We start from the raw sequence: 21,607 nt of genomic DNA, 5'->3' as shown, positions 1-21,607 counted from the left end.
CGGTATTTATAAGATTAAGGATTTTCATATGCGAGTTTTAATCATTGGTTCAGGCGGTCGTGAACATGCGCTAGGCTGGAAAGCAGCGCAAAACCCAAATGTTGAGACTATTTTCATTGCTCCAGGCAACGCAGGTACAGCACTAGAGCCAAAACTAGAGAACGTAAACATCGATGTAGAAGACATCGCTGGCCTTGTTGCTTTCGCCAAAGAGAAGGCGATTGAACTGACTATCGTTGGCCCAGAAGCACCATTGGTTATTGGTGTGGTTGATGCGTTCCGCGAAGCTGGCTTACCAATCTTTGGCCCTACCCAAGCCGCAGCGCAACTTGAAGGCTCTAAAGCGTTTACTAAAGACTTCCTTGCTCGTCACCAAATTCCAACAGGTGCCTACGCGAACTTCACTGAAATCGAGCCAGCTCTTGCTTACGTACGTGAGCAAGGTGCACCGATCGTAGTAAAAGCTGACGGCCTTGCTGCTGGTAAAGGCGTTATCGTAGCGATGACGCTAGAAGAAGCTGAGGACGCAATCAAAGACATGCTAGCAGGCAACGCATTTGGTGATGCTGGTAGTCGTGTCGTTATCGAAGAGTTCCTAGATGGTGAAGAAGCAAGCTTCATCGTGATGGTGGATGGTGAGAACGTTCTGCCAATGGCCACCAGCCAAGACCACAAACGCGTAGGCGACAAAGATACTGGTCCTAACACCGGTGGCATGGGAGCATACTCTCCAGCTCCAGTGGTAACACAGGAAATCCACAACCGCATCATGGAAGAAGTGATTTACCCAACAGTACGTGGCATGGCCTCTGAAGGTAACCCTTACACTGGTTTCCTATACGCGGGTCTGATGATCGACAAAGACGGCACTCCGAAAGTAATCGAGTACAACTGCCGCTTCGGTGATCCTGAGACACAACCTATCATGATGCGCATGGAATCGGATCTTGTTGATCTGTGCCTAGCGGCAATCGACGAGAAACTGGATCAAGCGGAATCGAAGTGGGATCCACGAGCATCGATTGGTATCGTGTTAGCAGCCGGTGGTTACCCAGCTGCATACAACAAAGGCGACGTAATTTCGGGTCTGCCACAAGTTGAAATTGAAGGCGAAAAAGTCTTCCATGCAGGTACAGATAACAAAGATGGCGACATCGTGACAAACGGTGGTCGCGTTCTTTGTGCAACCGCACTTGGCAACAGTGTATCAGAAGCGCAGCAGCGTGCTTACGAGCTTGCAAAACAGATCCGTTGGGATGGCATGTTCCATCGCAACGACATCGGCTACCGTGCAATTGCACGTGAGCAAGAAAAATAAAAACAACATGAGTTGGCTAAAAAACAAAAGGCGCACTCAGCGCCTTTTTTATTGTTCTTGTTCGACAGAATTCGAAGCAATGTTTATTCAGAGATCAACGTTGGCCGAGAAACACAATCAAAGTCATCGTCATTGAGCATCAACAGTTCATCGACCATTGCTTTGTTTCGTGACTGCTTGCCGACAAAAGCCACATAACTGTCTACCGATGAGAGACGCTCGATAATAAATTTTGGCAACGTCTGATTAAACTCGAGCGTCGAGAACACCTTACCTTTGCAGGTTTCAAACGATTGACCATTCCAATAACCTTGAATAAGGCTCTGATTGTTACGAGACTGCGCCTTAACCGATGCCACTACGTCATTCGCTTCTGCTTTGTAGCGCTCTAATTGGTCATGCTGAAGTGGTAAGACTTTACGGTTAACACGATATTGTTGGTAAACCGCTTCGCCATCTTTATTGAAACGGATGTGGATTTGAAAAGGCACCAACTCTTGTTTGGTATCAACTTGCTCGCCTTTTCGAATCAACTCTCGCAACTCACCTTCATCCCAGCGATAATCACTCTGGAACCAACCATTGTCCCCCATAGTCACATAATCAGCCGCCGTACTCACACGAGTGAGTTTCTCTGTCATCCAGTACAAGCTGCTAGCATCTCCCGCAACTTTACCACCAGAAAAATGCGTGAATTGTTCTAAATTAGGAGTTTCAACCGACGAACAGCCAAAAAGGGTAAGGCTAGATAGGAGAAGTGAAGTGAGTAGATGTTTTTTCATGAAATTGCACCGAGGCAGGATACCTCGGTGCATTCTAACTTAGTTTACTGATTCTTTCAGCGCTTTACCTGCTACGAATGCTGGTACGTTAGCTGCTGCGATTTGAATCTCGTCACCAGTCTTAGGGTTACGACCAGTACGTGCAGCGCGGTGGTTTACTTTGAATGTACCAAAACCAATTAGTTGAACTTGGTCACCCTCTTTAAGTGCGCCAGTTACACCATCAAGAGTCGCTTCAAGAGCAGCTTTTGCTTGTGCTTTTGATAGGTCTGCTTTCTCTGCGATAAAGTCGATTAATTGGGTCTTGTTCATTAGGTTTCCCTTCTCATAGGTTATCGAATTCGTCTCACTCTAAAACATAAATGCCCCATCTGGCAAAGGTTTGTAAGCGATCTTTCGATTTTCTGACGTACTTTTAGCCATAATATGAGTAATAACTCACAATTTGTTACCACATACCCCCTGAAAACCCTTGCTTTCCAAGGTATTTGGACCAATTTATAAGTCACTTTTGCGGTTATAATAGCTGCAAATAACCACTATCAAACTACATTCAAGGGCAACTATGCTGCTGTTATCCATTTATATCTCTATTGCAATCGGCATTTCGTTTATCTGTTCGGTGCTGGAGGCGGTACTGCTGAGTATCAGTCCGAGCTACATTGCGCAGCTCAATCAACAGGGGCATCCCGCAGCTGGGCAATTGGCTAAGCTGAAATCAGATATCGACCGACCACTGGCATCTATTCTGACTTTAAACACCATCGCTCACACTATCGGCGCGGCCACTGCTGGTGCACAAGCTGCGGTTGTATTTGGTAGCGAAGCATTAGGTATCTTTTCGGCAGTGCTGACATTGGCGATCTTAGTGCTTTCAGAAATCGTACCGAAGACGATTGGCGCGACCTACTGGCGCCAGTTGGCACCCACTGCCGCGGTCGCATTGCGTTGGATGGTATGGGCGCTTACACCCTTTGTTTGGTTCTCAGAGCAAATCACCAAGCGTCTTGCTCGTAACCACGAAGCTCCAAAGATGCGTGATGAGCTGTCTGCAATGGCGATTCTGGCACGTGAAAGCGGTGAATTTGCCGAGGGTGAATCAAAAATCTTAAGCAACTTGCTTGGCATCCAAGATGTACCCGTAACGCAGGTTATGACGCCACGACCAGTAGTATTCCGTGTCGATGCCACAATGACCATCAATGAGTTCCTAGAAAAACACAAAGATACGCCTTTCTCACGCCCATTGGTTTACAGCGAACAGAAAGATAACATCATTGGTTTTGTGCATCGCCTTGAGTTGTTCAAACTACAACAATCAGGTTGTGGACAGAAACAGTTGGGAGCAATCATGCGCCCAATTCAAGTGGTGCTAAACAATACCACTTTACCTAAAGTATTCGACCAGATGATGACTCATCGCTTACAGCTGGCACTTGTTGTTGATGAATACGGTACCGTGCTAGGTTTGGTAACGTTGGAAGATATTTTTGAACACCTCGTAGGCGAGGAGATCATCGACGAAGCAGATAAAAGCACTGACATGCAGGAGCTGGCTTACCAACGCTGGGAAAGCTGGAAAGAAATGCACGGCGTAATCGAAAGCCGCGATGACGATGAAGAAGATAATGAGCCGGAGAAGCAGGATAAAGAGCCAGAAGCTCAAGAGCCACCGAAATCCGACTCGAAAGAATCGTAATCAGCATTAGGTATAACAGCTTAAACGCACAAACAAAAAAGGCATCCAGTTAGGATGCCTTTTTCTATTTATTCAACGATTAAAGTGCAATACCGATGTTGCTCACACCTTCTTCACGTAGCTCTTCACGCAAATCTTTAATCAAGCTGATGTCACGTTCTACCGCTTCACGCAGCGGACGGAAGATAGCCCACTGGACGTCCCACTCTTCACATACGGCTTCGTTTTCTTTCTGGTTGTCGTTAGTGATTGGCTCTGCGCCTTGTGCTTGCTCTAGATCAGCAACGGTTTGTACCGACTGTTGACTCACTTTAAGCATTGAATCGAAAAGGTAGTCGCGGTCCAATAGACCATGCAGTAACGTAGACAAACCCTGACACGCGTCCATCGCTGGGTAAACGCCGTAAAAATCGAACTCATCCGCACTTGGGAACAACTCTTCTAACTTCTCCAATTGACGTTCGAAGTTAATTTTCGCGTTCTTAACTGTCAAAATTTCCCATACACTATCAAGAATCGCTCGGTAAGCACGCGGGTCAGCAAATTCTGTATTCTCACAAAACATCGCATAGTTTGGATACATGCGTTCACACAGACACGCCATAAAGGTAATTTGTTGCCAAGGTTCTAGTTTTTCTAAACGAACCTGAAGAGGATTCTTAAGCATAGTCACTCAATCATTGAAGAAAAAAACAGCGAAAGTGTACTTGATTCATCACAGGGAAAAAAGTTAATGCCGCATTCAAATCAGATTTTCCTGCTCTCAGAGCATCGCGACACCTACAAAACGTTACTGGCAGAGAAAAATCTGCCCGATCTTTGCCTCACCGACCAACCAGAAGCCGCTCAGATCGTACTAGCAGATCCACCCTTACTATCACAAAGCTTAGACGAGTTTTCACAGCTTGAATGGGTACAATCCACGTTTGCTGGTGTCAACGCCTTAACATCCCCTAGCCTTCGTCAGGACTATACTCTAACTAACGTTCGAGGCATCTTTGGTCCACTGATTGCTGAATATGTTTTGGGTTACAGTATTGCCCATTACCGCCACTTTGCCCGATACCACCAGCAACAACAAAACAAACAATGGCAGCCTCACCTATACACGTCATTACAAAGTAAAACCATGGTAATTCTTGGTACCGGTAGCATTGGGGGCTATCTGGGCAACGCCGCTAAAGCAATGGGGATAAAAACTATCGGTATTAACCGCACAGGTATCCCGACTTCAGGCGGCGAGTTTCATCAGACCTTTCATATCAATGAACTAAGTAAGGCATTTGAGCAAGCCGACATCGTTGTGAATACTCTACCAAGTACACCTGAGACGCGACAGTTACTTAATCGTCAAACGCTCAGCCAACTAAATCAGGCGTTATTATTTAACGTAGGTCGTGGCGACGTACTGGATGAGACAGGGTTGCTCTTCGCTCTGAAAAACCGTTGGGTAGAACACGCCTTCTTAGATGTGTTTGAGCAAGAACCGTTATCGGTAGAGCATCCGTTTTGGAAACTACCGCAAGTCACCATCACTCCACACATTGCTGCGCTGAGTTTTCCCGAGCAAGTCATCGAGATTTTTGCTGACAACTACCTACGCTGGCGCGATGGGTTTTCATTAAATTATCAAGTGGATTTCGAAAAGGGTTACTGAGAATGTCGTTAGACGAGCTATTGCAACAAGTGAGGGCCTGCCAGATATGCGCGGATAATTTACCTTTGGGCGCAAACCCTGTCGTACAAGCCGCAAAAGGGGCACGCATCCTAATCATCGGTCAGGCCCCAGGCACACGTGTACACAAAACCTCGATACCTTGGAATGACCCAAGTGGTGATCGATTACGCCAATGGCTCGATATCGACAAAGACGTTTTCTACGACCCAAATAAAATTGCCATTGTCCCAATGGGATTCTGTTATCCAGGCAAAGGGAACTCTGGTGATTTACCGCCTCGTAAAGAATGTGCGCCCACTTGGCATAAAAAGATTCTTGAGCAGCTGCCCAATATAGAGCTCACTCTACTAATTGGTCAATACTCGCAGCAGTACTATCTCACCAACAAACCAAAGACGCTCACGCAAACCGTTCAGCAATGGCAAGATTGGGAACCGGACTTTATCCCGCTCCCTCACCCATCTCCACGCAATACATTGTGGTTAAAGAAGAATCCTTGGTTTGAATCTGACGTCGTGCCATACCTTAAAAAACGCGTTCACTCGATGCTTTAGGTCACCCATGATCTAATTGCTTGTTTATCTGTACAAGAAAATTAGAACATAAAACCCGAAATCATAAGCATTTGTTTATATTAAACTTTAATATCCAGTGTACAGCTAGAGTAGTAATTAGATCATAGTAGGCCAAATACTACTAGAGCTGTACAGCCTTGAGTCTCAGATAGAAAAACTGAATTTTAGGTAAAAAAATACCGGCACTGAATGCCGGCATTTGATTTCAAAAAGTCGAAGTTACTTGTGGTACGGCTTAGATAGCTCGTGTACCGCTTCCACAAATACACCCGCGTTTTCTGGCGGCACATCCAAATGGATACCGTGACCTAGGTTGAACACATGACCAGTACCTGCATCACCAAAACCTTCTAGAATACCCGCGACTTCTTCACGGATACGCTCTGGTGAAGCGTAAAGCATTGATGGGTCCATGTTACCTTGCAGCGCCACTTTATCACCGATACGTGCTTTCGCGTCTGCAATGTTGATTGTCCAGTCTAGACCAACCGCATCACAGCCCGTTGCTGCGATTTGCTCAAGCCACATGCCGCCATTCTTAGTAAACAGTGTGACTGGCACGCGACGACCGTCGTTTTCACGCATCAGACCATCTACAATCTTGTGCATGTATTGCAGTGAGAACAGATTGTAATCACGAGGCGTTAGTACGCCACCCCATGTGTCAAATACCATTACCGATTGCGCACCCGCTTTAATTTGCGCGTTTAAGTACTCGATAACGCTGTCTGCCAGCTTATCTAGAAGTAGGTGCAGAGTTTGTGGTTCCGCGTACATCATCTTCTTGATCTTGGTAAACGCTTTAGAGCTACCACCTTCGATCATGTACGTCGCAAGAGTCCAAGGACTACCAGAAAAACCAATCAGCGGCACTTCACCCTTCAGGTCTTTACGGATCTGGCGTACTGCGTTCATTACGTATTGCAGTTCACCTTCAGGATCTGGCAAACCAATTTTTTCCACGTCGGCTTTGCATGTAATTGGGTTATCAAAAACAGGTCCTTCACCCGCAGCAAAACGCAAACCAAGCCCCATTGCATCTGGAATCGTTAAGATGTCCGAGAATAAGATCGCTGCATCAAGAGGAAAACGGCGTAATGGTTGAAGTGTCACTTCGGATGCTAACTCTGCATTTCGACACAAAGACATGAAATCACCCGCTTCTGCACGAGTCGCTTTGTATTCTGGTAGGTAACGACCTGCCTGGCGCATCATCCATACTGGCGTGTAATCTACCGGCTCTTTTAAAAGCGCACGCAGATAACGATCATTTTTTAATTCAGTCATTCCGTAATTCCAACTGTTAGGCTTTCTGTGAAAGGGGGTATTCTATCACTGATTTAAGTCCAATAGCTGTGTGCTTTGCAACCTGGATCAAGTTATTAACTTTTAAATCAATGCTTAATTTGCACCCAATCGGTATCAGTGTTAAAAATTTGTTCGCTAGCGAAAACTACAATTATAAACTGAGTACTTAGTACTCAGCATCTCATAACGACATCTTACTTACCCCCTCCCTCTCGGAGGGTTTTTTTTATCTATTTATCAGACAATTAGAGTCTATATCTTTCAGCGTTTGTTCGATAAGTGCTCTTGCAATCGTTCCTTTAGGCGCAACAGGCGGCATCTCGTCGATACCAAACCATTGTGCATCAGACAGCTCAGTGTAGTCTGGACTTAACTCTCCCGATTCATAGTCAGCTAAAAACCCCATCATCATACTGGATGGGAAAGCCCAAGGCTGGCTGCCAAAGTAACGAATATTTTTAACGAGAATTCCCGTTTCTTCATGAATTTCTCGAGCCACGCACTCTTCTAATGTCTCACCGACTTCTAGAAAACCCGCAATAACCGTATACATACCATTTCGATGCCTTGGATGTTGGGCTAATAAGATCTGATTTTCTTTACGTACAGCAACGATAATACACGGAAATATTCTAGGATAATGAAGGGTGCGACATTCACCACACTGCATGGCTAACTGGTTATTATTAAGAAAGTTTCTTCCTCCGCACTGTGGACAAAAGCGCAAACTTTGCGTCATGTGCCCATATTGCACAGCTTTACTTAACAACATAAATAATGGCTCAGGAAAATGCAGGCAGTCACGCAGGGATACTAAAGGTAGATCATGTTCTAAATCGGCCAAGTTAAGCCACATGACGGGCGAACCAGAATACTCACCAATGGGTCTTGCACTCGTTACTGGCAGTGATAACTGCTCTGCAGACCCGAAGGGCACAGCACCATCCACCAGCCAAATTTCACTTCCTGCAACAACACACCAGTATGCATTTATCGCGCGGTTAACATCACCTTTTCTTAACATTACACCATCCCTTTGCTTGAAGTTCGTTCATTTTACTGGCAATCTAATTTCATACTAGAGTTTATCGTTAAGTAAATGTGCACTCTAAATTCTAGTAAGGACAAGAGTTTGTAATAACTTTACTAACTTTGCTTTGCAAAGGATACGTTCGCCGATGGGCGATCAGATCATGAGGGCATGGTCATGCTAAGAAAATTCAAACAAACACAAGACCAGTGGGGTGGCTCAAGTGATGTCATTGATCACTGGTTAGAGACACGACAATCCCTGATTGTTGAATATTGTAAGCTTGCAGCGCTGCAACCTTGTTCGAAAACCAATGTTATTGAACTCCCATCTCCTTCCGAACTGCAGGATTTCTGTCAGCACCTCGTTGATTACATCTCCGAAGGCCACTTTAAAATTTATGACATGGTTATGGACCGTTGGAAAGCAACCGGCTTTGTCGTGACTAATGAGATCAATCAAACCTATGGTCAAATTGTTCTAACGACTGAACCATTATTGAACTTTAACGATAAGTACTCAGAAGTGACTGAAGATGATGAATTAAATGATTTCGATTCTGATATGTGTCTCATTGGGGAAATTCTTGAGACTCGCTTTGAAGTCGAGGACTATCTGATACAGCAAATCGCAGAAAGCCTGTCTATGCCACCTGGAGCTTAGTATTTGCAAACATTCAGAAATAGAGTGAGAGAAAAGACTGACGATCATCGTCGGTCTTTTTTGTTTCTAGCTTTATCGAAAATCCCACCGGAAGAACAAAGCAGTATAAAAAACTAAAAAGGCACCCGAAGGTGCCTTTTTCTTAAGCTTTTAACGATTACTCGTTATATGACTTACTCTTCAGAAGAGAAACCAGCGTTTAGAAGTGCCGCTAGGTTATCCGTTGCTTGCTCAGCAGAAGGACCATCTTGCGCTTCAGAACGTTTAGCTTGACGCTCTTGGTGGTATGCGAAACCAGTACCAGCTGGGATCAGACGACCAACAATTACGTTCTCTTTCAGACCACGTAGGTCATCACGCTTACCAGAAACCGCAGCTTCCGTTAGTACGCGAGTTGTCTCCTGGAACGATGCCGCAGAGATGAACGACTCAGTCGCTAGAGATGCTTTAGTAATACCTAGTAGTTCACGTTCGAAACGTGCAGGCTCTTTGCCTTCAGCTTCTAGGTTACGGTTAGCAATCTTAACTTGTGAGTATTCAATCTGCTCACCAGGTAGGAACTCAGAGTCACCAGAGTGAGTAATAGTACACTTACGTAGCATCTGACGAACGATAGTTTCAATGTGCTTATCGTTAATCTTAACGCCTTGTAGACGGTAAACTTCCTGTACTTCGTTAGCAATGTACTGCGTTACCGCGTGTACGCCACGTAGACGTAGGATGTCATGTGGAGACTCTGGACCATCTGCGATCACGTCACCACGTTCAACTTTTTCACCTTCGAATACGTTCAACTGACGATGCTTAGGAATCATCTCTTCGTAAGCTTCACCGCTTTCACGTGTGATCACTAGGCGACGTTTACCTTTCGTCTCTTTACCAAAGCTCACAGTACCTGTGTGCTCAGCAAGGATTGCAGGCTCTTTCGGCTTACGTGCTTCAAATAGGTCAGCAACTCGTGGAAGACCACCGGTGATATCTTTGTTACCGCCAGACTTCTGAGGAATACGTGCTAGTGTTGCACCAACACCTACTGCTGCGCCATCTTCGATGTTCACAATCGCTTTACCAGGTAGGAAGTAGTGAGCTGGCATATCAGTACCAGGGATCATTACATCGTTACCTTGCTCGTCAACAAGTTTGATAGCTGGACGCATATCTTTACCTGCTGAAGGGCGAGCTGCTGGGTCAGTTACTTCGCTTGAAGATAGACCAGTTAAGTCATCCGTTTGACGAGATACTGTTACGCCGTCGATCATATCTACGAACTGGATGCGACCTGCTACCTCGGTAATGATAGGTAGTGTGTGCGCTTCCCAGTTTGCAACTGTTTCGCCAGCTTGAACTGTATCACCATCGCCTTTGCTTAGTAGCGTACCGTAAGGCAGTTTGTGTTTCTCTTTAGTACGACCAAACTCATCAACGATAGTTAACTCTGTCGCACGAGAAGTGATAACGATCTTACCGTCATCAGCCAATACAGATTTAGCGTTGTGTAGCTTGATAGAACCGTTGTTCTTAACTTGAACACTGTTCTCTGCCGCTGCTGTCGATGCCGCACCACCGATGTGGAACGTACGCATCGTTAGCTGTGTACCTGGCTCACCGATAGACTGAGCAGCAATAACACCCACTGCTTCACCTTGGTTCACTAGGTGACCACGTGCTAGGTCACGACCGTAACATTGTGCACAACAACCGAAGTCAGAATCACACGTTACTACAGAGCGCACTTTCATGCTGTCTACTGAGTTCTCTTCCATGATTTGACACCACTTCTCATCGATCAGGGTGTTACGTGGAATAAGAACGTCTTCAGTGCCAGGTTTTAGTACGTCTTCAGCAACAACACGACCAAGAGCAAGCTCAGAAAGTGCAACTTTAACATCACCACCCTCGATGTGAGGCATCATGTCGACACCTTCGTGAGTGCCACAGTCATGTTCAGTTACAACAACGTCTTGAGCAACGTCTACTAGACGACGAGTTAGGTAACCCGAGTTCGCTGTTTTCAGTGCCGTATCCGCAAGACCCTTACGAGCACCGTGCGTTGAGATAAAGTACTGAAGTACGTTTAGACCTTCTTTAAAGTTCGCTGTGATCGGCGTTTCGATGATTGAACCATCTGGACGCGCCATCAGACCACGCATACCCGCAAGCTGACGAATCTGTGCTGCAGAACCACGAGCGCCCGAGTCCGCCATCATATAGATGCTGTTGAATGACTCTTGCTGTTCCTCTTCACCGTCACGGTTAACTACCGTTTCAGATGAAAGGTTTTCCATCATTGCTTTCGCAACACGGTCGTTGGTCGATGCCCAGATATCGATAACTTTGTTGTAGCGTTCGCCCGCAGTAACAAGACCTGATTGGTACTGTTCCTGGATTTCACGTACTTCTTCTTCCGCTTCTGCGATTTCAGTGTACTTAGCTGCTGGTACAACCATATCGTCGATACCAACAGATACACCAGAAAGTGCCGCGTATGCGAAACCTGTGTACATGATTTGGTCAGCGAAGATTACTGTGTCTTTCAGACCTAGTTTACGGTACGCCTCGTTAAGTAGGTTAGAGATTTGCTTCTTACCTAGCTTTTGGTTAACGATGCTGTACGGTAGACCAGCTGGCACGATTTGCCATAGCATTGCACGACCAACAGTGGTGTCTACCATCTTGGTTTCTGTAGTGCTGTTGCCGTCTTCGTCTACAACAGTTTCTGTAATACGTACTTTAACGCGTGCGTGAAGCTCAGCTTGTTTAGTGCGGTATGCTTTCTCAGCCTCTTCTGGGCCAGAAAGGTACATGCCTTCACCTTTCACGTTGATCTTTTCACGAGTCATGTAGTACAGACCCAATACAACGTCCTGAGAAGGTACGATGATCGGATCACCTGACGCTGGCGACAGAATGTTGTTTGTCGACATCATCAGAGTACGAGCTTCAAGCTGTGCCTCTAGAGTTAGAGGTACGTGAACCGCCATTTGGTCACCATCGAAGTCCGCGTTGTACGCCGCACAAACAAGTGGGTGTAGCTGAATCGCTTTACCTTCGATCAGTACTGGTTCGAACGCCTGGATACCTAGACGGTGAAGTGTAGGTGCACGGTTCAATAGTACTGGGTGTTCACGGATTACTTCGTCTAGGATATCCCAAACGACCGCTTCTTCACGCTCTACCATTTTCTTAGCAGCTTTGATTGTAGTCGCAAGACCACGAGTCTCTAGCTTGCTGTAGATGAATGGTTTGAATAGCTCAAGTGCCATCTTCTTAGGAAGACCACACTGGTGTAGACGAAGGTATGGACCTACTGTGATTACAGAACGGCCAGAGTAGTCTACACGTTTACCTAGAAGGTTCTGACGGAAACGACCTTGTTTACCCTTGATCATATCAGCAAGAGATTTCAGAGGACGCTTGTTAGAACCTGTGATCGCACGACCACGACGACCGTTATCTAGTAGCGCATCAACAGACTCTTGCAGCATACGTTTTTCGTTACGTACGATGATGTCCGGAGCAGCTAGCTCTAGAAGACGCTTCAAACGGTTGTTACGGTTGATCACACGACGGTATAGATCGTTAAGATCAGAAGTCGCAAAGCGACCGCCATCTAGAGGTACTAGAGGACGTAGATCTGGCGGAAGTACTGGAAGTACAGTTAGGATCATCCACTCTGGGTTGTTACCCGATGCGATGAACGCTTCTACCAGCTTAAGACGCTTAGTTACTTTCTTACGCTTAGTTTCAGAGTTTGTTGTCTCTAACTCTTCACGCATTTGTTCTGCTTCAGCGTGCATATCCATAGAACCTAGTAGGTCCTTGATAGCTTCCGCACCCATCTTAGCAGTGAACTCGTCGCCCCACTCTTCTAGACGATCTAGATACTCTTCTTCAGTAAGCATCTGACCTTTTTCTAGATCAGTCATACCAGGCTCTGTTACTACGTACATTTCGAAGTACAGAACGCGTTCGATATCACGTAGAGGGATATCCATTAGTAGACCGATACGAGACGGTAGCGATTTTAGGAACCAGATGTGAGCTACTGGTGAAGCCAGTTCAATGTGGCCCATACGGTCACGACGAACTTTAGTTTGTGTAACTTCTACACCACACTTCTCACAGATAACACCACGGTGCTTCAGGCGCTTGTACTTACCACAAAGACATTCGTAGTCTTTAACTGGACCAAAGATACGCGCACAGAACAGACCATCGCGTTCAGGTTTGAACGTACGATAGTTGATCGTTTCAGGTTTTTTAACTTCACCGAAAGACCATGAACGGATCATGTCTGGTGAAGATAGACCGATTTTGATTGCATCAAATTCTTCGGTCTTATGCTGTGCTTTTAGAAAGTTTAATAAGTCTTTCACAATCAGCTCCTGTAAGGAGTTAAAAGGAGCTCACTCGCTAAAGTGAGCACCTTCTTCCAAATAATCGCTTTGATTCTCTCGACTTTCATCAAGAGAGAAAAGGATTACTCTTCGTCTTCTAGCTCGATGTTGATACCTAGCGAGCGGATCTCTTTCAACAGTACGTTGAACGATTCTGGCATGCCAGGTTCCATGCTGTGGTTACCGTCTACGATGTTCTTGTACATCTTAGTACGGCCGTTAACGTCATCCGACTTAACCGTTAGCATTTCTTGTAGCGTGTAAGCAGCACCGTATGCTTCTAGTGCCCATACTTCCATCTCACCGAAACGCTGACCACCGAACTGAGCTTTACCACCTAGTGGTTGCTGAGTTACTAGGCTGTACGAACCAGTTGAACGAGCGTGCATCTTGTCATCAACAAGGTGGTTCAGTTTCAGCATGTACATGTAACCAACAGTTACAGGACGCTCAAACGCATCACCTGTGCGACCATCAAACAGTGTTAACTGACCTGATGTTGGTAGATCTGCTAGCTCAAGAAGTGCTTTGATTGACTCTTCTGGAGCGCCATCAAATACAGGAGTCGCGATTGGTAGACCGCCACGCAAGTTCTTGATCAGAGTACGTACTTCATCATCAGATAGAGAAGCAATGTCTACTTTCTGGCGAGTGTCGCCTAGATCGTAAACTTTTTGTAGGAACTCGCGGAATTTCGCTAGTTCTTGCTGCTCTTTAACCATCTGGTTGATCTTGTCACCGATACCTTTCGCTGCCAGACCTAAGTGTACTTCTAGGATCTGACCGATGTTCATACGCGAAGGTACACCCAGTGGGTTAAGTACGATGTCTACAGGCTGACCTTTCTCATCGTATGGCATGTCTTCAACAGGGTTGATCTTAGAGATTACACCCTTGTTACCGTGACGACCCGCCATCTTATCACCAGGCTGAATGCGACGTTTAACCGCTAGGTAAACCTTAACGATCTTCAGTACACCAGGTGCTAAATCATCACCTTGAGTGATCTTACGACGCTTAGTTTCGAACTTCTTATCGAAGTCGGCTTTTAGCTCATCCCACTGCTCAGCAAGTTGCTCAAGCTGAGTTTGTAGTGCGTCATCTTCTAGCGTTAGTTCTAGCCACTTCTTACGATCAGTTGTGTCTAGTTTCGCTTCAGAGTAACCGCCTTCAATCAATACAGCTTTAACACGGTTTAGAAGGCCGCCCTCAAGAATCTGGAATTCTTCAGTTAGGTCTTTCTTCGCTTCTTTAAGCTGCATCTGTTCGATTTCAAGCGCACGCTTGTCTTTCTCTACGCCATCGCGAGTAAAGACTTGAACGTCGATGATCGTACCTGATACAGAGTTAGGTACACGTAGTGAAGTATCTTTAACGTCAGATGCTTTTTCACCGAAGATTGCACGTAGTAGCTTCTCTTCAGGCGTTAGCTGAGTTTCACCTTTAGGTGTAACTTTACCAACTAGGATGTCGCCACCCTTAACTTCAGCACCGATGTAAACGATACCTGACTCGTCTAGTTTAGACAGAGCAGACTCACCTACGTTTGGAATATCCGCTGTGATCTCTTCAGAACCAAGCTTAGTATCACGCGCCACACAAGTCAGTTCTTGGATGTGGATAGTCGTGAAACGGTCTTCTTGAACTACGCGCTCAGATACTAAGATCGAGTCTTCGAAGTTGTAACCGTTCCAAGGCATGAACGCGATACGCATGTTTTGACCAAGCGCTAGTTCACCAAGGTCTGTTGAAGGACCATCAGCAAGAACGTCACCGCGTGATACAGGCTCACCTGGCATCACACATGGGCGCTGGTTAATACATGTGTTCTGGTTAGAACGTGTGTATTTAGTCAGGTTGTAGATGTCGATACCAGCTTCACCTGGTACTAGCTCTTCTTCGTTAACTTTAACAACGATACGAGAAGCATCTACTGACTGGATTACACCACCACGTTTAGCAACTGCAGTTACACCTGAGTCAACTGCTACGTTACGTTCAATACCAGTACCAACAAGCGGTTTGTCAGCTTTCAGTGTTGGAACTGCCTGACGTTGCATGTTCGCACCCATCAATGCACGGTTCGCATCATCGTGTTCTAGGAACGGGATAAGCGATGCAGCGATAGATACAACCTGGTTTGTCGCAACGTCCATGTACTGAGCGTGCTCACGAGGGTGTAGACCAGATTCACCTTTCTGACGAGCTGTGATCAGCTCATCTGCAAAAGTACCATCTTCGTTTAGCTTAGCGTTCGCCTGTGCGATAACGAATTGGCCTTCTTCGATTGCAGATAGGTAATCTACTTCGTCTGTTACTACGCCATCTACAACGCGACGGTATGGTGTCTCTAGGAAACCGTACTCGTTACAACGCGCAAACGCAGATAGAGAGTTGATCAGACCGATGTTTGGACCTTCAGGCGTTTCGATAGGACATAGACGACCGTAGTGAGTTACGTGTACGTCACGTACTTCGAAGCCAGCACGTTCACGAGTTAGACCGCCAGGACCCAACGCAGAAATACGACGCTTGTGCGTTACTTCTGATAGCGGGTTGTTTTGGTCCATGAACTGTGAAAGCTGTGAAGAGCCAAAGAATTCTTTAACTGCCGCAGAAATTGGCTTCGCGTTGATCAAGTCTTGAGGCATGATTGCGTCAAGATCGCCTAGGCTTAGACGCTCTTTAACTGCACGCTCAACACGTACTAGACCTACACGGAACTGGTTCTCAGCCATTTCGCCTACAGAACGGATACGACGGTTGCCTAGGTGGTCGATATCGTCCACTTCGCCCTTACCGTTACGGATCGCGATCAGCTTCTTCATCACTTCGATGATATCAGTTTCATCAAGTGTGCCTTGCTCTTGAGCATCTTCACGGCCGATAGAGCTGTTGAACTTCATACGACCAACAGTCGATAGATCGTAACGCTCTTCAGAGAAGAATAGGCTTTCGAATAGAGCTTCTGCAGCTTCTTTTGTTGGCGGCTCACCAGGGCGCATCATGCGGTAGATTTCTACCAATGCAGAAATACGATCAACCGTGCTGTCGATACGTAGTGTTTCTGACATGAATGGACCGTGGTCTAGATCGTTCGTGAATAGAACTTCTAGCGCTTTGTGGCCAGCCTGAGATAGGTTCGCTAGTGCTTCCAGGCTGATTTCCTGGTTAGCGTTAACAATGATCTCGCCTGTTGCTTCATTGATGTAATCTTTTGATGCAACTTTACCTACGATGTACTCAACTGGTACTTCGATGTGATCAACACCATCTTTTTCTAGTTGGCGGATATGACGAGCTGTTACGCGACGACCTTGCTCAACGTAAACTTTACCATTTGCTTCGATGTCGAATGACGCAGTTTCACCACGTAGACGATCCGGAACCAACTCCATCAATAGAGTTTGGTCTTTCACTTCGAAGTTCACTTTCTCGAAGAAGATATCTAGGATTTCTTCTGTCGACTTACCTAGTGCTCGAAGGATGATCGATGCTGGTAGCTTACGACGGCGGTCGATACGAACGTACAAGTTATCCTTAGGATCAAACTCGAAATCAAGCCATGAACCACGGTAAGGAATAACACGTGCGTTGTATAAAACTTTACCTGAAGAGTGGGTCTTACCCTTATCGCTGTCGAAGAACACGCCTGGGCTTCGGTGCAGCTGGGATACGATAACCCTCTCGGTACCGTTGATTACGAAGGTACCATTGTCTGTCATGAGTGGAATTTCACCCATGTAGACTTCTTGTTCTTTAATGTCTTTTACAGTACCTGCTGGCGCGTCTTTATCAAAGATAACTAGGCGTAGTTTTACACGTAGTGGCTTTGAGTAAGTTACACCGCGGATTTGACATTCTTTAACGTCAAAAACTGGCTCACCAAGACGGTAGCTAACGTATTGCAGCTCAGAATTGCCGTTGTAGCTCTGAATCGGGAATACAGAACGGAAAGCGGCTTCAAGACCGTATTGACCTTCAGGATCCTGTTCGATAAATTTGTCGAACGAATCGAGCTGGATCGATAGCAGGTATGGAATGTCCAAAACTTGTGGACGAGTACCAAAGTCCTTACGGATGCGCTTTTTCTCGGTATAAGAGTAAACCATGGGGTTCCTCAGCTCGCTGATAAGTGACCCAAACTGTCCGCCCGCTCCTAGTTACTTAAGGGGGGTAAGGGACAGTGACTAATATAGCTGTTTACTGTAGTGACATTTCATTTCGTAAGAATGAAATGTTTTTTGCATGGATATCAGGCGCTTAAACAGCGGGAAAATTCGCCTATACCCTACAGCGCAAAAAGGCCGGTGGTTAAAAAACCACCAGCCAATTAGCCGTTAGGCTAAGAAACTATGCAATAATTACTTAACAGCAACAGTTGCACCAGCTTCTTCTAGCTGAGCTTTAAGAGCTTCAGCTTCTGCTTTCTCAACACCTTCTTTAAGAGGTGCTGGAGCGCCGTCTACTAGAGCTTTAGCTTCTTTAAGACCTAGGCCAGTTGCGCCACGTACTGCTTTGATTACAGCAACTTTGTTACCGCCAGCAGCTTCTAGGATTACGTCGAATTCAGTTTGCTCAGCAGCAGCTTCGCCTGCAGCAGCGCCGCCAGCTACAACAGCAGCAGCAGCAGAAACACCGAATTTCTCTTCCATTGCTTCAATTAGTTCAACAACTTGCATTACAGACATTTCTGCAACTGCGTCTAGGATTTGCTCGTTAGTAATAGACATAACAATTCTCTTTTAAGTCAACAATAAGTTTATTAAGCAACCAGTAAAAAGCAAGGCTTATGCCGCTGCTTCTTGTTTTTGATCGCGGATAGCTGCGATAGTACGCGCCAGCTTGCCAGCCGAAGCTTCTTTCATGCACATCATTAGGCGTGCAATTGCTTCGTCGTAAGTTGGTAGTGTTGCTAGTACTTCAGCGTCAGTTAAAGCGCCTTCAAATGCAGCAGCTTTGATCTCGAAATCTTTGTTCTCTTTAGCGAAGTCTTTGAAAAGACGCGCTGCAGCACCTGGGTGCTCATTAGAGAATGCGATTAGAGTAGGACCAGTGAAAGTGTCAGTTAGACACTCGTACTCAGTACCTTCAACCGCACGACGAGCAAGAGTGTTACGAACAACTCTCATGTAAACGCCAGCTTCACGAGCTTGTTTACGTAGAGAAGTCATCGCGCCAACTTGAACGCCACGAGAATCAGCTACAACTGCAGAAAGTGCACCACTGGCAGCTTCGTTGACTTCAGCAACAATTGCTTTTTTGTCTTGAAGGTTTAAAGCCATCTTGGATTTACTCCTGGTTGTCGTTACACCACTCACTATCATCACGACAGTGAGAGCTATTGAGGTGCTTCCCCAGAAGAAAGTTAACTATATTACATAGAGCTTTCTGTCAGTTCGGGCACCATCTACGTAGGATAATTAAGTTTGCTTTTACACAAACACCTACGGTCTTGGACGGAGACTGGGTCTTAATTCATTTCGAACTAGGAGACAGTTCAAAGAACCAAAGTTCAGCCCCAACCACAAATATTAGGCGCAAAATTATACACTAATTTTGCGCCTAAGCAAATAAATTATGCTTGAGTGTTCAGGCTAGCCTGATCAACAGCAACACCAGCACCCATAGTAGTAGAGATGCTTACTTTCTTCAGGAAAGTACCTTTCGCTGAAGATGGCTTAGCTTTCTTCAGAGCAACTAGAAGTGCTTCTAGGTTCTCTTTGATCTGCTCAGCAGAGAAGTTTGCTTTACCGATAGTAGTGTGGATGATGCCGTTTTTGTCGTTACGGTAACGAACCTGACCAGCTTTAGCGTTTTTAACTGCTTCAGCAACGTTAGGAGTTACAGTACCAACTTTAGGGTTTGGCATAAGACCGCGAGGACCTAGGATAGTACCTAGTTGACCTACAACGCGCATTGCATCTGGAGAAGCAACAACTACGTCAAAGTTCATTTCGCCTTTCTTAACTTGCTCAGCAAGATCTTCCATACCTACGATGTCTGCGCCAGCTTCTTTAGCTGCTTCAGCGTTAGCACCTTGAGTGAACACTGCAACGCGGATTTCGCGGCCAGTACCGTGAGGTAGTACAGTTGCACCACGTACGTTCTGGTCAGATTTACGAGCATCAATGCCTAGGTTAACAGCAACGTCTACAGACTCAACGAATTTAGCAGTCGCTAGTTCTTGAAGAAGAGCAACAGCTTCGTTGATTTCGTATTCTTTAGTTACGTCAACTTTTTCGCGGATTACGCGCATGCGCTTAGTTAGTTTTGCCATCTTATTAACCCTCTACCACTAGGCCCATTGAACGAGCAGTACCAGCGATAGAACGCTTCATCGCTTCGATGTCAGCACCAGTCATATCAGCAGCTTTAGTTTCTGCGATTTCTTGGATTTGAGCGTCAGTTACAGTACCAACTTTTTCAGTGTTTGGACGACCTGAACCAGACTTAACGCCAGCAGCTTTCTTAAGAAGAACAGCAGCAGGTGGAGTCTTAGTTACGAACGTGAAAGAACGGTCGCTGTATACTGTGATAACTACTGGAGTTGGTAGACCTTTCTCAATAGATTCTGTTTTTGCGTTGAACGCTTTACAGAATTCCATGATGTTCACACCGTGTTGACCTAGTGCAGGACCTACTGGTGGACTAGGGTTAGCCATACCAGCAGCAACTTGTAGCTTGATGTAAGCTTCAACTTTCTTAGCCATGATAATTCCTAAGTTTGGGTACAAACGCTAATCGCGGATCAGCTCCCCGTTTGTGTAAGAAACTTTTTACTTCACTTGAAGTAAAAAGGCGCGAAATTATAGTCATAATCCGCGCCTTATACAACCCTAAAAAGGTGATTTTTTATACTCTTTAACGAAGAGTCTTAGTCCAGCTTTTCAACCTGACCAAATTCAAGCTCAACTGGTGTCGCACGACCAAAGATCGATACAGACACTTTCAGGCGGCTCTTCTCGTAATCCACTTCTTCAACAGTACCGTTGAAGTCAGCAAATGGACCTTCGTTAACACGTACCACTTCACCCGCTTCGTACATTGTACGCGGACGAGGCGCTTCACTCGCTTTCTCAAGACGATTAAGAATCGCGTCAGCCTCTTTATCCGTGATAGGTGCCGGACGGTCTGAGGTACCACCAATGAAGCCCATGACACGCGGCACACTGCGTACTAGGTGCCATGATTCATCGTTCATAATCATCTGAACAAGGACGTAACCTGGGAAGAACTTACGCTCAGATTTGCGACGCTGACCCGCGCGCATTTCCACTACTTCTTCAGTAGGAACCAGTACTTCACCGAATAGCTCTTCCATGCCGTGCATTTTGATATGCTCGCGCAGAGATTGAGCTACACGACCTTCAAATCCAGAGAAGGCTTGAACCACATACCAGCGTTTTTTTGGAGCTTCACTCATGAATAAAAACCCTCTATACCCCAGTTGCTAGAGCTACTAGACGAACCATAATTCCGTCAATACCCCATAGCACTAGAGCCATTACAATACTTACAGCTAAAACGATCAGTGTTGTTTGCATGGTTTCTTGGCGAGTAGGCCAAACAACTTTACGTACTTCCATACGAGATTCTTTTGCAAAACTGATCGCTGCTTTACCTTTAGTCGTTGTTGCTGCAACGCCTAAGGCAGCTGCAATAAGAACAACAACGCCTGCAGCACGAACCACTACAGACATTTCACCATACAGGTAATTACCCACAACAGCGGCAGCTGCCAATACGAAAGCGGCTACCCACTTAAACGTATCTGCTGCGTTTGAGCTATCAGGAGTTTCAGCATTATTTGCTTTCATAAAACCAACCTGTTACAAGTCTTAATATAGACGACAACAACCCCGCTGTTGCAGGGCAAACTCCATATCGCTGAAAAAATCAGCGTACTCTTCTTAAGATTAAGCCTCTTTGCTTAATCTTGCTCTGCGCCCAACCCACTTCTGAACAAGAAAACAGCAAAAATAATGTTGAGTGCAGAAAAAGGGCATCAAATGATGCCCTTTTTGCTACTGGTTCGTCAAATCTAATTCAAGATTTTCCGAAAGCATCGCTAATTCGCTATGAATTAGTCGAAGATCTTAGCAACAACACCAGCACCTACTGTACGGCCACCTTCACGGATCGCGAAACGTAGAC

The 21,607-nt window shown here is 45.8% G+C and carries 18 protein-coding genes and 1 pseudogene; 5 read left to right on the top strand and 14 right to left on the bottom strand.

All coding sequences use genetic code 11. From position 1 onward, the window contains the following. Positions 1-28: 28 nt before the first annotated feature. Entirely contained in the window at positions 29-1,318 is a 1,290-nt protein-coding gene (gene purD / locus R7P64_RS23365) for a phosphoribosylamine--glycine ligase (protein ID WP_054577303.1), read from the top strand. Positions 1,319-1,401: 83 nt separating this feature from the next. Here purD and R7P64_RS23360 read toward each other — a convergent pair whose 3' ends face one another. Both R7P64_RS23360 and hupA read right to left on the bottom strand, forming a co-directional pair. After that, entirely contained in the window at positions 1,402-2,100 is a 699-nt protein-coding gene (locus R7P64_RS23360) for a DUF1481 domain-containing protein (RefSeq protein ID WP_025768990.1), read from the bottom strand. A 39-nt stretch (positions 2,101-2,139) separates the two neighbouring features. Beyond that, positions 2,140-2,412 carry a nucleoid-associated protein HU-alpha gene (hupA, locus tag R7P64_RS23355; protein ID WP_005382524.1) on the bottom strand — a complete coding sequence of 91 codons (273 nt, stop codon included), beginning with the start codon at positions 2,410-2,412 and terminating at the stop codon, positions 2,140-2,142. Positions 2,413-2,665: 253 nt separating this feature from the next. On the opposite strand from hupA, the gene R7P64_RS23350 reads away from it, so the two are divergent. Beyond that, the gene (locus R7P64_RS23350; protein ID WP_017821795.1) at positions 2,666-3,799 is read left to right on the top strand and encodes a hemolysin family protein; all 1,134 of its coding nucleotides are present in this window, start codon (positions 2,666-2,668) and stop codon (positions 3,797-3,799) included. 79 nt (positions 3,800-3,878) lie between these two features. Here the strand turns inward: R7P64_RS23350 and R7P64_RS23345 are convergent, their stop codons facing one another. Next, positions 3,879-4,466: a YjaG family protein gene (locus R7P64_RS23345; protein ID WP_005382520.1), complete on the bottom strand. Its 588-nt coding sequence runs from the start codon at positions 4,464-4,466 to the stop codon at positions 3,879-3,881. A gap of 66 nt (positions 4,467-4,532) precedes the next feature. Between R7P64_RS23345 and R7P64_RS23340 the strand changes: the two genes are divergently transcribed. Further along, entirely contained in the window at positions 4,533-5,456 is a 924-nt protein-coding gene (locus tag R7P64_RS23340; RefSeq protein WP_047102536.1) for a D-2-hydroxyacid dehydrogenase, read from the top strand. A 2-nt stretch (positions 5,457-5,458) separates the two neighbouring features. After that, positions 5,459-6,031, top strand: coding sequence for a uracil-DNA glycosylase family protein (locus tag R7P64_RS23335; RefSeq protein ID WP_005382518.1), 573 nt, complete (start codon positions 5,459-5,461; stop codon positions 6,029-6,031). Between the two features lie 240 nt (positions 6,032-6,271). On the opposite strand, the gene hemE is transcribed toward R7P64_RS23335, so the two are convergent. Beyond that, the gene (hemE, locus tag R7P64_RS23330; RefSeq protein ID WP_033907151.1) at positions 6,272-7,339 is read right to left on the bottom strand and encodes a uroporphyrinogen decarboxylase; all 1,068 of its coding nucleotides are present in this window, start codon (positions 7,337-7,339) and stop codon (positions 6,272-6,274) included. 247 nt (positions 7,340-7,586) lie between these two features. Then, positions 7,587-8,384 carry an NAD(+) diphosphatase gene (gene nudC / locus R7P64_RS23325; protein WP_005382516.1) on the bottom strand — a complete coding sequence of 266 codons (798 nt, stop codon included), beginning with the start codon at positions 8,382-8,384 and terminating at the stop codon, positions 7,587-7,589. Positions 8,385-8,561: 177 nt separating this feature from the next. Here nudC and R7P64_RS23320 point away from each other — a divergent pair, with 177 nt between their 5' ends. After that, positions 8,562-9,053 (top strand): Rsd/AlgQ family anti-sigma factor, encoded by a 492-nt coding sequence (locus tag R7P64_RS23320; RefSeq protein WP_005382515.1) that lies wholly within the window; start codon positions 8,562-8,564, stop codon positions 9,051-9,053. A 173-nt stretch (positions 9,054-9,226) separates the two neighbouring features. On the opposite strand, the gene rpoC is transcribed toward R7P64_RS23320, so the two are convergent. From rpoC to R7P64_RS23275, 9 genes and pseudogenes are all read right to left on the bottom strand, one after another. Beyond that, positions 9,227-13,429, bottom strand: coding sequence for a DNA-directed RNA polymerase subunit beta' (gene rpoC / locus R7P64_RS23315; RefSeq protein WP_005382514.1), 4,203 nt, complete (start codon positions 13,427-13,429; stop codon positions 9,227-9,229). A 104-nt stretch (positions 13,430-13,533) separates the two neighbouring features. Further along, the gene (gene rpoB, locus R7P64_RS23310; RefSeq protein ID WP_005384685.1) at positions 13,534-17,562 is read right to left on the bottom strand and encodes a DNA-directed RNA polymerase subunit beta; all 4,029 of its coding nucleotides are present in this window, start codon (positions 17,560-17,562) and stop codon (positions 13,534-13,536) included. A 252-nt stretch (positions 17,563-17,814) separates the two neighbouring features. Further along, on the bottom strand, positions 17,815-18,183 hold the full coding sequence (gene rplL, locus R7P64_RS23305; protein ID WP_005382540.1) for a 50S ribosomal protein L7/L12: 369 nt from the start codon (positions 18,181-18,183) through the stop codon (positions 17,815-17,817). A gap of 57 nt (positions 18,184-18,240) precedes the next feature. After that, complete coding sequence (gene rplJ / locus R7P64_RS23300) at positions 18,241-18,735, bottom strand: 50S ribosomal protein L10 (RefSeq protein ID WP_005382538.1); 495 nt, start codon at positions 18,733-18,735, stop codon at positions 18,241-18,243. Positions 18,736-19,028: 293 nt separating this feature from the next. After that, positions 19,029-19,730, bottom strand: a complete 702-nt coding sequence (rplA, locus tag R7P64_RS23295; protein WP_005384683.1) for a 50S ribosomal protein L1 — start codon at positions 19,728-19,730, stop codon at positions 19,029-19,031. A gap of 4 nt (positions 19,731-19,734) precedes the next feature. Beyond that, the gene (gene rplK, locus R7P64_RS23290) at positions 19,735-20,163 is read right to left on the bottom strand and encodes a 50S ribosomal protein L11 (protein ID WP_005384682.1); all 429 of its coding nucleotides are present in this window, start codon (positions 20,161-20,163) and stop codon (positions 19,735-19,737) included. 164 nt (positions 20,164-20,327) lie between these two features. Continuing rightward, a complete protein-coding gene (nusG, locus tag R7P64_RS23285; RefSeq protein ID WP_005384681.1) occupies positions 20,328-20,876 on the bottom strand; it encodes a transcription termination/antitermination protein NusG in 549 nt (182 codons plus the stop codon). Positions 20,877-20,889: 13 nt separating this feature from the next. Continuing rightward, on the bottom strand, positions 20,890-21,270 hold the full coding sequence (gene secE, locus R7P64_RS23280; protein WP_005384680.1) for a preprotein translocase subunit SecE: 381 nt from the start codon (positions 21,268-21,270) through the stop codon (positions 20,890-20,892). 266 nt (positions 21,271-21,536) lie between these two features. Next, positions 21,537-21,607 (bottom strand): annotated as a pseudogene (locus tag R7P64_RS23275) (elongation factor Tu); the annotation flags it as partial.

Source organism: Vibrio sp. 2304, assembly GCF_033339475.1.
Lineage (GTDB): Bacteria > Pseudomonadota > Gammaproteobacteria > Enterobacterales > Vibrionaceae > Vibrio > Vibrio alginolyticus.
The sequence above is the reverse complement of the archived record's forward strand: the minus strand, read 5'-3'. Positions and strand labels throughout refer to the sequence as shown.